A 12118-nucleotide genomic window follows, 5' to 3' on the forward strand; every position below is an offset into this window, starting at 1 on the left:
AGCATGGCCGTCACGATCTACTACGAGAACGACGTCAACCCCGAGGTGATCCTGGGCAAGAAGGTCGCCATCATCGGCTACGGCTCCCAGGGCCACGCCCACGCGCTCAACCTCATGGACTCCGGCGTGGACGTCCGCGTGGGCCTGCGCGAGGGCTCCAAGTCGGCCCAGGCGGCCCAGGAGGCCGGCCTCAAGGTCATGAGCATGGACGACGCGGCGGAGGAGGCCGACGTCATCATGATGCTCGTCCCCGACGAGATCCAGCCCAAGGTCTATGAGGAGCACGTCAAGGACCACCTCAAGGCCGGTGACACCCTCGCCTTCGCCCACGGCTTCAACATCCACTACGGCTACATCAAGGCCCCCGAGGACGTCAACGTCATCATGTGCGCGCCCAAGGGCCCGGGCCACATCGTCCGCCGCCAGTACACCGAGGGCTCCGGCGTGCCCGACCTCGCGTGCGTGGCACAGGACGCCACCGGCGACGCCTGGGACATCGCCCTGTCCTACTGCTGGGGCGTCGGCGGCGCCCGCTCCGGCATCATCAAGGCCACCTTCAAGGAGGAGACCGAGGAGGACCTCTTCGGCGAGCAGGCCGTGCTCTGCGGCGGCCTCGTCGAGCTGGTGAAGGCCGGCTTCGAAACCCTCACCGAGGCGGGCTACCCCGAGGAGCTCGCGTACTTCGAGGTCTACCACGAGATGAAGATGATCGTCGACCTCATGTACGAGTCCGGCATCCACTTCATGAACTACTCCATCTCCAACACCGCCGAGTACGGCGAGTACTACGCCGGCCCCAAGGTCATCAACGAGCAGTCCCGCGCGGCCATGAAGGAGATCCTCGCCCGCATCCAGGACGGCAGCTTCGCGCAGGAGTTCGTCGACGACTGCAACAACGGCCACAAGTGGCTGCTCGAGAAGCGCGAGGAGATCAACTCCCACCCCATCGAGAAGACCGGCGAGAAGATCCGCTCCATGTTCAGCTGGATCAAAAAGTAGCCTCTCTGTTAATTGGGGACTGTCCCCAATTAACAGACTGCGGGCCCGGTGCTGCCATCTGCGGCGCCGGGCCCGTCGTTTGGGGCGCGCCGCAGGAAGGAGAGGGGCGGCGCGCCCCGGGGAGGAAAGGGCTTGCGGGACCTGAGCCAGGGCCGGAGCTAGAGCTCGAGGTTCTTCTCGGTCTGGCGGTCGAAGAGGTGGGCCACCGCGCCGGAGAAGGCGAAGGACACGGTGTCGCCCACGCGGATGTCGGCCGGGCGCTCGCCGTCCTCGGGGTTGTTCTGCAGGATGATGATGCTGTCCTTGCCGTCCACGCTCACGTGCAGGTGCACGGCGCTGCCCATCATCTCGGTGGTCTCGACGGTGCCGGTGAGGGAGTTCGGGCCCGCCTGCGCGCGCTCGATGTTCTCGGGGCGCACGCCGAGCGTGACGTCGCAGGTGCCCACGCCGCGCGCCGCGAGCCGCGCGCACTTCTCGGCCGGGAGCGCCACGGAGATGCCGTCGAGCTCCACGTGATAGGCGTCGCCGTCGCGGACCAGGCGCGCGTCGTAGAAGTTCATCTGCGGCACGCCGATGAAGCCCGCCACGAAGATGTTAGCCGGGGTGTCGTAGACCTCCTGGGGCGTGCCGATCTGCTGGACCATGCCGTCCTTCATGACCACGATGCGGTCGCCGAGCGTCATGGCCTCGGTCTGGTCGTGCGTCACGTAGATGAACGTAGAGTGGATGCGCTGACGCAGCTTGATGATCTCGGAGCGCATCTGGTTGCGCAGCTTGGCGTCGAGGTTGGAGAGCGGCTCGTCCATGAGCAGGACCTTGGGGTCGCGCACGATGGCGCGGCCGATGGCCACGCGCTGGCGCTGGCCGCCGGAAAGCGCCTTGGGCTTGCGGTCGAGAAGTGCGGTGATGCCCAGAATCTGCGCGGCCTCCTCGACGCGGCGGTTCATCTCGTCCTTGGGGGTCTTGCGGAGCTTGAGCGGGTACTCCATGTTGCCGCGGACGGTCTTGTGCGGGTAGAGGGCGTAGTTCTGGAAGACCATCGCGATGTCGCGGTCGCGCGGCTGGACGTCGTTGACCACGCGGCCGTCGATGCAGACCTCGCCGCGCGTGATCTCCTCGAGGCCGGCGACCATGCGCAGCATCGTGGACTTGCCGCAGCCCGAGGGGCCCACGAGCACGATGAACTCGCCGTCGGCGATCTCGAGGTTGAAGTCCTCCACGGCGACGACGCCCTCGTCGGTCACCTTGAGGTTGGCGTTGCCCTTCTTGGCGTGGCGGCGGTGGCCGGAGGTCGGCCCGTAGACCTTCTCGACGTGCTTGATGGAAACCTGGGACATGATGGGCATCCTTCCGATCGTTCTTCTCGGTGGTTCTTGTCTTGCGTGGTCCCGGGCGCGCCCGGGAAGGCGGCGGCGTCAGTGCGGGGCGCGGCCGTAGAGCTCCATGAGCCTCTTGAGCCTCTCCTCGAGCTCGGGGGTGACGTAGCCGGCGGGCATGCGCCAACGCCAGTTCTCGCCCACGGTGGAGGGCACGTTCATCCGCGCCTCCGAGCCGAGCTCGAGAACGTCCTGCATCTGCACGACGGCGAGGTCGGCAACGGAGGCCCAGACGCCGCGCATCATGCCCCAGCCCTCCCCCTCGTCGTCGTTGAGGCCGAGGTAGTCGCGCGCCGCGGAGGCGTCCGCCGGCAGGGCGTGCTCGAGCCACCCGAGCGCCGTGTCGTTGTCGTGGGTGCCGACGTAGGCCACGCAGTCGCGCGGGTAGGAGTGGGGCAGATAGGGGCTGCCGGTGCCGTCGAGGCTGTCGAAGGCGAACTCGAGCACGCGCATGCCCGGAAGGCCCGCGTCCTCGCGCAGGCGCGCCACCGAGTCCGTGAGGTAGCCGAGGTCCTCGGCGACGAGACGCTCGGTCCCGCAGGCCTCGCGCAGCCGCTCGAAGAGCGCGATGCCGGGCCCCTCGCGCCACCGCCCGCCCCGCGCGTCCTTGTCGCCAAAGGGGATGGCGTAGTAGGAGTCAAAGCCGCGGAAGTGGTCGATGCGCAGGATGTCATAGAGCCTGAGCTGGTACGACACGCGCTCGACCCACCACGCGTAGCCGTCGCGGGCCATGCGCCCCCAGTCGTAGAGCGGGTTGCCCCAGAGCTGGCCGCCCTCGGCAAAGCTGTCTGGGGGGCAGCCCGCCACCTCGGTGGGGAGGAGCTTGTCGTCGAGCTGGAACTGCTCGGGGTGCGCCCACACGTCCGCGCTGTCCGGCGCCACGTAGATGGGGATGTCGCCCATCACGAGGACGCCCGCGCGCGCGGCGTATGCCCTCAGGTTGTCCCACTGCCGGAAGAAGAGGCACTGCACGCCCTTCCAGAGCTCGATGCGCTCGGAGAGCTCGCGGCGCGCCTCGTCGAGCGCGGGCGCCTCGCGGCGCTTGAGGGGCTCGGGCCACGCGGTCCACGGCGCCCCTCCCCGGCTGTCCTTGATGGCCATGAAGAGGGCGTAGTCCTCGAGCCACGCCGACTCGCGCGCGCAGAACGCCGCAAGCTCCGCGGCTCGGCCCTCGCGCAGGCGCGCGACCGCGGCGCCGAGCACCGAGCGGCGCCCCTCGTAGAGCGCGGCGTAGTCAACGCGGAGCGGGTCGTCGCCCCAGGGGAGCCCCTCGTACTCCTCGCGCCGCAGGAGCCCCTCGGCCTCGAGGTCGTCGAGGTCGATCAGGTAGGGGTTGCCGGCGAAGGTCGAGAAGACCTGGTAGGGCGAGTCGCCATAGCCCGTGGGGCCCAGGGGCAGCAGCTGCCACACCGTCTGGCCCGACGCGGCGAGGAAGTCCACGAACTCGCGGGCAGCCCTCCCCATCGTGCCGATGCCCCAGGCAGACGGCAGCGAGGTCAGGGAGAGCAGGATGCCTGAACGCCTCATGGGAGAGCCTCCAATCCAAAAAACAAGTCGAAGTCGGTCGCGCGACCACGTGGTCGCACGCTTGCGGTGGTGCGGCGCCTGCGCGGGGCGCTACATCCTCAGCGCCAGCACGCTCTCTCTTCTGAGCAGGCGGAACGGCACGAACTCGTGCGCCGGCGTCCCGCGGCCCTCGACGGCGGCCATGAGCGCCTCGACGCCGCGCCTGGCGAGAAGACCGGTGTCCTGGCGGACGGTCGAGAGGCGCGGGACGCAGTACTGGGAGACGTCGAGCCCGTCGAAGCCCACGAGCGAGATGTCCGCGGGCACGCGGTAGCCCTGGTCCGAGATCGCCCTCAGGGCGCCGAGTGCGATGACGTCGCCCAGGGCGAAGATGGCCGTGAGGTCACCCGAGCGCGCGAGCAGACGCATCGTCGCCTGGTAGCCCTCGTCCATTGAGAAGCGGCACGGCTCGTAGCTGCGCTCGCGGTCGAAGGTGACCCCGCGGGCGCGGAAGGCGCGCTCGACGCCCTCGAGCCTGCGCGCGGAGACCTCGCTCACCCAGTTGCCGCCGATCACGCCGATGCGGCAGTGGCCCATCTCCCAGAGGTAGTCGATGACGCTCTCGGCCGCCGAGGCGTCGTCGGTGGTGAAGCTCGAGAGCGTATCGAGCCCCCAGTCCGCCGCTGTGTTGGTGAGCAGCACGCAGGGCACGCTGATCTCCGAGAGCCCCTCGATGAAGTGCCGCGGGGTCCCGCCGAGGAAGAGGAACCCCTTGGGGTGGCGGACCTTGTCGAGGTGGGCCGCGCGCGCCGCCTCGTCGGCGTCCTCGTCGACGAAGTGCACGCGGACCTCCTCATCGGCCTGGGCGAACAGACCCTCCGCCTTCTCGATGATGTCCGTGAAGAGCATGTTCTGCATGCCCTTGACGATGATCGCGTAGGAGGACGAGCGACCGCGCATCTTGAGGTGCCGGGCGTTGGTGTTGGGCTCGTAGCCCACGTCGCGCACGACCTGCAGCACGCGCTCGCGAGCGCGGTCGCTCACCCCGGGGTTGTCGTTGAGCACGCGGGATACGGTGCCCAGGCTGTAGCCGGAAAGGCGCGCGATGTCCCTGATGTCCACGGCTCCCCCTCTCTTGGGACTAACCCTTGACGGCGCCGGCGGCGACGCCCTTGATGATGTACTTCTGGCAGGACAGGTAGAACACCACGACCGGGATGACGGCCATGATCAGCGCCGCCATGATAGCGCCCATGTCCACGCGGCCGTAGGAGCCCTTCATGAACTGGATGACGATGGAGATGGTCTTGTACTTCGTGGTGTCGAGCACGAGGTACGGGAGCAGGAAGTCGTTCCATATCCACATGGTCTGCAGGATGCCCACCGAGATGAACGTGGGCTTCATGATGGGGACCACCACGGTGAAGAAGGTCCTGATGGGGCCGGCGCCGTCGATGAGCGCCGCCTCCTCGATCTCTATGGGGATCGACTTCACGAAGCCGCAGAACATGAAGACCGCGAGTCCCGCGCCAAACCCCAGGTAGACCACTATGATGCCCCACGGGGTGGAGAGGCCCAGGCGGTCGGCGATCATCGACAGGGTGAACATGACCATCTGGAAGGGCACGACCATCGAGAACACGCACAGGAAGTAGATGGCCTTCGTGAAGCGGTTCTGGACGCGCGTGATGTACCAGGCGCACATGGAGGTGCAGAGCAGGATCACCGCGACCGAGCCCACGGTGATGAACACCGTCCAGCCCACCGAGTCGAGAAACCCGTACTTGTCGATGGCGGTCTCGTAGTTCTCGAGCCCGATGTAGGTCTGCTCGGTGGGCAGCTCGAACGGCTCGAGGTTGATGAACATCTTGTTCTTGAACGAGTTGAAGAGCACGATGATGACGGGCAGAAGCCACGCCACGCAGAGAAACCCCATGAGGCCCGTGCCGGCCCAGGAGAGGGCCTTCCTCTCGGAGCGCTTCATCACTGCTGCACCTCCTTCGAGCGGGTGGCCCGCAGCTGGATCAGGCCGATGGCCACGACGATGACAAAGAAGATGACGGCCTTGGCCTGGCCGACGCCCTCCCAGCCCACGCGGCCGTAGAACGTGTTGTAGATGTTGAGGGCGAGCATCTCGGACATCTTGGACGGCTCGCCGGCCGTGAGCGAGAGGTTCTGGTCAAAGAGCTTGAAGCCGTTGGTGAGCGAGAGGAACGTGCAGATGGTGATCGAGGGCATCATCATGGGGATGGTCACGTCGATCAGCTTGCGCCACGCGCTCGCGCCGTCGATCTCGGCCGCCTCGAGCACGTCGTCGGAGATGGACTGGAGACCGGCGATGTAGATGATCATCATGTAGCCGATCTGCTGCCACGCCACGAGGATCACGAGGCCGACGAAGCCGTACCACTCGTTGAGGTTGATCGCCTGGGAGTATTGGGCGAGGACGCCGTTAAGGATGAGCTGCCAGATGTAGCCGAGCACGATGCCGCCGATGAGGTTGGGCATGAAGAAGACCGTGCGGAACAGGTTGGTGCCGCGCAGCTTTCTCGTGAGCGCAAAGGCGATGGCGAACGCCACCACGTTGATGACGACGACCGAGACCACAGTGAAGAGCGCCGTGTACCAGAACGAGTGCTGGAAGACGGTGTCCTGGAGCGCCAGCACGTAGTTTGAGAACCCCACGAACGTGGCGTCGGTCACCGTGGTGAACTCGCACAGGGAGAGGTAGAGCCCCAGGACGAACGGTGCCACGAAGCCGATGATAAAGGCGAGCAGCGTGGGCAGCACGAAGATGGGGAGGTACTTCTTGATCGACTTCTCCACGAGAGACCTCCTTTCCTATAAGTCCTTTGGTTATGAGAAGGGCGGCGAGTGGTGGGGTGCCACCCGCCGCCCCAGCAGGGGTAGATCTGCGCGGCGCCCTATGCCTTGGACGCGGCAGCCTCGGTGGCCCAGCCGTCGACGAAGGCCGTCTTGACGGCGTCCCAGTTGGCGTCGGTCTGGTCGGCGGCGTAGGTGGTGAGGGCCGATCCCACGCCGTTCTTCCACTCCTCGGAGGGCATGGTCGAGAAGCACCACTTGACCGGGGTCTTGTCGGCGTTGATCTCGTCCGCGAGGTTGTTGAGGACGTTCTCGGTCTCGAGGTTGGCCTCGAACGGGATCACGAAGCCCATGCCGGGGTCACCGGAGGGCATGGCGCCCTCGGAGCCGCACATGGCCTGGACGCCCGTGTCGGAGGTGACGCACCAGTTGATGAAGTCGAGCGTGGCCTGGATGTCCTCCTCCGGGGCGTTCTTGTTCACGCACCAGTAGTTCTCGGAGCCGGTGCAGATGCCCTGGTCCTCCTCGCCGTCCACGCCAATGTAGATGGGCAGCAGCCCGAGGTTGTCGTCGCCGATGCTCGAGATGTTGGCGTAGTCCCAGGTGCCGTTCTGATAGAACACGCACTGACCGGTCACGAACTCGGCGGTGGCGTCGTCGGCCGTCTTGGTGGAGAGCAGCGTGGGCTCGCAGGTAGCGTTGTTGATGTAGAGGTCCCAGATCTGGCGGTACTCGGGCAGATAGGTGCCCTTGATGGCGTCGGTTGTCTCGATGCCGTCGGCCTTGTACTCGTAGTAGATCGGCAGGTTGGCGAGGTGAGTCTTGAAGCGCCAGTCGGAGGAGCCGTCCATGCCGGCCGAGCCAAAGGCGGAGAAGCCGAGCTCGTCCTTGCGGGCGGTGATGTCCTCGGCGACCTTCTTGAGGCTCTCGAAGTTGGTGATGTCGTCACCCGTGTAGCCGGCCTTCTCGAGCAGGGACTTGTTGTAGATGATGCCGTAGGACTCGATGACGTACGCGATGCCCTTGACCTTGCCGTCATCGCCCTTGAGGGCGTAGTCGTCCTTGGTGAGCTGGGACATGATGTCCGCGTCGTCGAGGTCGTAGCAGTAGTCCTTCCAAGAGGCCAGGCCCACGGGGCCGTTGACCTGGAAGAGCGTGGGGGCCTCGGTCTTGGCCATCTCGGACTTGAGGGTGGTCTCGTACTGGCCGGAGGCGGCGGTCATGACCGTCACGGGCACGCCCGTCTCCTCGGTGTAGAGCTCGGCGAGCTCCTGCCACTGGGCGTCCTGCTCGGGCTTGAAGTTGAGGTAGTAGACCTTGCCGGAGGCCTGCTGCTCGTCCCCGCCCTCGCCCGAGGGGGTGTCGTTGCCGTTGTCGCAGCCCGCCAGGGCGACCGCGCCCATGCTCGCAAACAGTCCCAGGCCCGCCGTGACGAACTGACGCCTCTTCATCAACATGTCGTTCTCCTTCCGGCCTTCCTTCGAAACGTCCTCTTCTTTGGAAACGTTTCATTTCCGTTAGGCATATTTGAGCATACGTTGCAAGGTGGAGCAACCAATTTCCGCCAGAAATCCCGGCTGCGGTCATTTTGCTACCGCTTGCGCTCTTGCAATCGCAGCGTCGCTATTTATCTGCGCTTTGTCCTTCTCGCTAATCCCTCGTCTCAGATTTATGCTTTCCAGCCCCTGTTTGTGAAGTACCGATAAGGACGAGTGTCCGTTCAACCCTCGGAGCGTACCGCTCACAGGGCCTCCTCTGCGTTTCAGAATATTGAAACGTTTCCACACGGGACCGGCAACACAAGCCCATCACTCGGCACGTGAGGGCGAGGCCCGGCGCCAGCCATGCGGCGCCGGGCCTCGTTCGTGCATAGGTTCCGCCGTGCGGCCGTCGCGCAGCCCCGCGCTACCGGCAACCGTACCAGCCGATCCCCTCGTCAACCCAGCCCACAGAGACGAGCATGTCGCGCTCGGAGGCGTCTGCGGTGTAGTTGTGCGTGCCGTTGGTGGCGTTGGGGTTGTACTGACGATAGATCGGTGCGCCCGACTCGTCCTCCGAGTACCAGCCGATGCCCTCGCCGGTCCAGCCCACGCTCACGAGCATGTCGTACTCGGCCTTGTCGCGCGTGTAGTGGTGGTCTCCGCCCGGGATGACGGAGTTGTAGAGACGATAGACCGGCGTGCCGTCGATCGGGGCGAGCCAGCCGGCGCCCTCGTCCTTCCAGCCGGCGGCGACCAGGTCGGCGCGCTCGGACTGCGTGGACGTGTAGAAGTGCTCGCCGGTGTTGGGGTTGTAGAGGCGCCACATGACGACGTTCTCGCCCTCGACGTAGCCGGGAACGTCCTCGGGCTCGCTGAGCTGCGGAGGCGTGACGGGATCGTCGACGGGCGGCACGACGGCGCCGCCGCTCACCTCGAAGGTCTTGGACCAGGTGCGACCGCCCCACGTGGTCGCAGAGATCGTGGCGCGACCAGAGCTCACGCCCGTGACCACGCCGGTGGAGCTGACCGTGGCGACGCTCGGGTCGGAGGACTCCCAGGTGAGACCGTCCCCGTCAAACGTGCAGAACACCGCGTCCCACCCTGCGTTGGGGATGCAGAGCCAGAGCGTGTAGGTCTCCCCCGCCGCGAGCGGCTGCGGGTTGACCTGGGCCTCGTTGAGGTTGAACCCCACGCGGTCGACCGGCACGTACGCGGTGTCAAAGTAGAGGGTGGCGCACCCCGTCGCCACGACGGGATCGACCGAGCCCTCGCCGGCACCCGTGCCAAAGAGCTGCACCCAGTACGTAACGTCCCCGAGGCTGAAGCATCCCACGCCGATGGAGCTGAACGAGGACCGCAGGATGTTCTCGCGATGACCCGTGCTGTTCATCCACTGGTCCATGGTCCCGTCAGGCGTGAGCGACCCGGCGGCGATGTTCTCCCCGGACGCCTTGGGCGAGACGGTGAAGCAGCTCGAGCCGTCCGGCCTCGTGTGGGAGAAGAAGACCGCGAGCTCGGCGGCACGGAGCATCGCCGCCTCGGTGAGGTCCTCGTCCATCGTGAGCGCGGGGACGCCGTTGGCTGCGCGCTGCTGGTTCACCAGGTCGACGACCTGAGTGGCATAGTAGTAATGGAACGTGCCCGAGACCTGGATCATCTCGATGTCGTCATCGGCGAGCAGCTGGATCCCGTCCGCGCCCTCCGGGGCGTTCGTGAGCTCCAGGGCGGAGTCCGCCCGCGCGGCGGCGGGCGCCACCGCAAACGCAAGGCACGCCGCCAGCAGGGCGGCGAACACGCCCACAAATCCACGGGTCTTGGCTTTGGTCATACGCGACCCCCTCTCTCATGCGGCGGCACGGCCGCCGGCTTAGCGGTTGCTGAAAGTATAGGTTTCACGGGCGCGCTCAACGACGCGCTCACGTACGGGCGGCACGCACTTCTTGGTGGCGTGAGCTTCTCGGACAGAGGGCGTGACCCAGAGCGCCCGGCCAGCCCGACGCAAAAAAGGGGCGGCGCCCCGTTGCGCCGCCCCGCCTCGTCTGTACTTTGGAATCACCTGTCTCATGTCGTCTCTGACAGGGCGATTCAATGTCTGGACCCGCTCCGTAGCTTCCTTCATCAACCCAACCCGATGTACGTATCGGAAGACGTTGGCGAGTGCGCTCGCCCGAAGCTACAGGGTCTCGGTCGCGCGGAAGGCGGGTCCAAACCCTGCTATCTGATCACTGTTCACTGGACTCGCCTCCTCTTCCGGTCGCTTTGTGGGTAGCGACGATTGTCTGTTACTCCTCTTTTCTCCCGCATCCGCCGGCTTTACACCGGCGTTTCCGACTCCTCCGCGGACGGTCGCGTTTTACCGGCAGACGGCACAACGCCTACGTCGTGGGCGAGAAGCTCGGCAAGCTCGCGGCTCGAGTGCACGCCTAGACGCGTGTAGGCGCGGGCCCGATACGCGTTCACCGTTCCCGGCGCCACGTGCAGCCGATCACAGATTAGCTGCGTCCCCGCTCCGCTCGCGATCCACGTCGCCACACGCGCCTCAAGCTCGCCCAGCCCTCGGCCGCGCAGGTATAGAACACAGCGGTCCTCGTCGGCAAGAAGGCTCTCGGCGAGCTCGCCCCTCGGCAGAAGCGCGGCGGATGCGACCCAGAGCACCCCAAGCGGGTATCCCACCATCGCCGCGACGCTCAGCCAGTCATTGCTCACGCTCATAAGTCCAAAGAAGTTGATGAAGGGAGAGCTCTGCCCGGGCAAACCTCCCAGAAGGAGCCCCTGGAGCGCCACCGCGCCGCAGAGAAACGCAAGCCTTCGCGTCATGGACGGCCGCACCCACGGGCGCAACCCCCTCACTCGCGCAACCACAAGGGCAACCACGGGCGGCGCCAGGAGAATCGACAGGACAAGAAGCGCACCGAGCGCCGAGAAGGACGAGACCAGCAGGGCGAGCAGCTTGGCCCCGCAAAGCCCCACGACGAGCAGTCCGGGCACGAGCGGGGACCCAACGTCGATGACGTCGTCCTTATCGGCAGGAACCACGGGATCGAGCTCGTCCAGCGACGCTATGCCGAGCTTCTCGCAGGCGCGCGAGCGATATGTGGCCACGGAGGAGGCACTGATCGAGAGGGCCTGGGCAATCTGCGCCTGGGTGCGGCCGGAAAGGAGCCCCTGGGCGACGGCGCGCTCGCGGTCCGTGAGGCGCGTTGCGGCGGCAAGTTCGTCAAAGGGCGTGCTCGCACTGTGCTTCTCGGGTTTCTCACCCTTCTCGGAGGCACCCGTCCCCCACAAGACGCCCGTCACCGCCCAGACAAGCATGGAGGCATAGCGCAACGCCGACTGGGCGCCCACGAGAAGGCGATAGAAACCGTAGGACACGGATTCCAGGCCGCCGTTTCCATACACCATCGAGAGCTCAAGGAGCAGCGAGGCGAGATAGGCAACGCTGCAGACAGCCGCGATCAGGACAATGGAGCGCGCATGGCGCCTCAGGCGGTCAACGACGACATAGGCCAGCGCAGCCACGAGCACAGAGAGCGGCAGAGACGACGACCACACAAAGTCGAGCGGGCTCATACCCAAACTCGAGACGTCGCCGGACATCTGCGCGCAGAACTTAAGGTAGTACGTCCCCGCCGGGGCGGCAACAAGGACCGCGCCCCAGAGCACCCAGAAGGACATCCGAACCGATCTTCTCGCCTTCATTGCGTCTCCTCTCTTCCCCCTGATGCGCCCATCGTAGGCAAAGACGCAACGAACGTCATGTCGCGGAAGCTATGCAACCGTCCGCGACACGACGTTTACCAAGAAAAAAGCGCCCCGTGCACGATTGAACTGCGCCCCAGAACTTGGACGCGCTAAATCATAACCGCTAGGCGGCCTCCCGAAGGGCCTGCTCCCGGAACTCGACCGGGGTCAGGCCCTTCAGCTTGACCTGCC

General features: G+C 66.0%; 9 protein-coding genes. 1 reads left to right on the top strand and 8 read right to left on the bottom strand.

Features of this window, described 5'->3' with window-relative positions:
* Positions 1 to 3: 3 nt before the first annotated feature.
* Positions 4 to 999: a ketol-acid reductoisomerase gene (gene ilvC / locus B5F85_RS08825; protein ID WP_087316439.1), complete on the top strand. Its 996-nt coding sequence runs from the start codon at positions 4 to 6 to the stop codon at positions 997 to 999.
* Between the two features lie 158 nt (positions 1000 to 1157).
* Here ilvC and ugpC read toward each other — a convergent pair whose 3' ends face one another.
* The 8 genes from ugpC to B5F85_RS08865 form a co-directional block, all read right to left on the bottom strand.
* On the bottom strand, positions 1158 to 2336 hold the full coding sequence (gene ugpC / locus B5F85_RS08830; RefSeq protein WP_087316441.1) for a sn-glycerol-3-phosphate ABC transporter ATP-binding protein UgpC: 1179 nt from the start codon (positions 2334 to 2336) through the stop codon (positions 1158 to 1160).
* 78 nt (positions 2337 to 2414) lie between these two features.
* The gene (gene malQ, locus B5F85_RS08835) at positions 2415 to 3902 is read right to left on the bottom strand and encodes a 4-alpha-glucanotransferase (RefSeq protein ID WP_087316443.1); all 1488 of its coding nucleotides are present in this window, start codon (positions 3900 to 3902) and stop codon (positions 2415 to 2417) included.
* A 90-nt stretch (positions 3903 to 3992) separates the two neighbouring features.
* On the bottom strand, positions 3993 to 5003 hold the full coding sequence (locus tag B5F85_RS08840; RefSeq protein WP_087316445.1) for a LacI family DNA-binding transcriptional regulator: 1011 nt from the start codon (positions 5001 to 5003) through the stop codon (positions 3993 to 3995).
* A 19-nt stretch (positions 5004 to 5022) separates the two neighbouring features.
* Complete coding sequence (locus B5F85_RS08845) at positions 5023 to 5865, bottom strand: carbohydrate ABC transporter permease (RefSeq protein WP_087316447.1); 843 nt, start codon at positions 5863 to 5865, stop codon at positions 5023 to 5025.
* Positions 5865 to 6707, bottom strand: a complete 843-nt coding sequence (locus tag B5F85_RS08850; protein WP_087316449.1) for a sugar ABC transporter permease — start codon at positions 6705 to 6707, stop codon at positions 5865 to 5867. The genes B5F85_RS08845 and B5F85_RS08850 overlap by 1 nt, the downstream gene beginning before the upstream one ends.
* Before the next feature lie 98 nt (positions 6708 to 6805).
* On the bottom strand, positions 6806 to 8158 hold the full coding sequence (locus B5F85_RS08855) for an ABC transporter substrate-binding protein (RefSeq protein ID WP_087316457.1): 1353 nt from the start codon (positions 8156 to 8158) through the stop codon (positions 6806 to 6808).
* A gap of 451 nt (positions 8159 to 8609) precedes the next feature.
* Positions 8610 to 10013: a CAP domain-containing protein gene (locus B5F85_RS08860; RefSeq protein ID WP_087316451.1), complete on the bottom strand. Its 1404-nt coding sequence runs from the start codon at positions 10011 to 10013 to the stop codon at positions 8610 to 8612.
* A gap of 485 nt (positions 10014 to 10498) precedes the next feature.
* Positions 10499 to 11884, bottom strand: coding sequence for a LuxR C-terminal-related transcriptional regulator (locus tag B5F85_RS08865; protein ID WP_087316453.1), 1386 nt, complete (start codon positions 11882 to 11884; stop codon positions 10499 to 10501).
* Positions 11885 to 12118 lie beyond the last annotated feature (234 nt).

Origin of the sequence: Olsenella sp. An293 (assembly GCF_002159495.1) — a bacterium.
In the GTDB taxonomy this organism is placed as follows: domain Bacteria; phylum Actinomycetota; class Coriobacteriia; order Coriobacteriales; family Atopobiaceae; genus Thermophilibacter.

Bases quoted from the DNA above. Each gene is read 5' to 3' on its own strand.
- ilvC (WP_087316439.1), top strand. From the start codon at position 4: ATGGCCGTCACGATCTACTACGAGAACGACGTCAACCCCGAGGTGATC.
- ugpC (WP_087316441.1), bottom strand. From the start codon at position 2,336: ATGTCCCAGGTTTCCATCAAGCACGTCGAGAAGGTCTACGGGCCGACC.
- malQ (WP_087316443.1), bottom strand. From the start codon at position 3,902: ATGAGGCGTTCAGGCATCCTGCTCTCCCTGACCTCGCTGCCGTCTGCC.
- B5F85_RS08845 (WP_087316447.1), bottom strand. From the start codon at position 5,865: ATGAAGCGCTCCGAGAGGAAGGCCCTCTCCTGGGCCGGCACGGGCCTC.
- B5F85_RS08860 (WP_087316451.1), bottom strand. From the start codon at position 10,013: ATGACCAAAGCCAAGACCCGTGGATTTGTGGGCGTGTTCGCCGCCCTG.
- B5F85_RS08865 (WP_087316453.1), bottom strand. From the start codon at position 11,884: ATGAAGGCGAGAAGATCGGTTCGGATGTCCTTCTGGGTGCTCTGGGGC.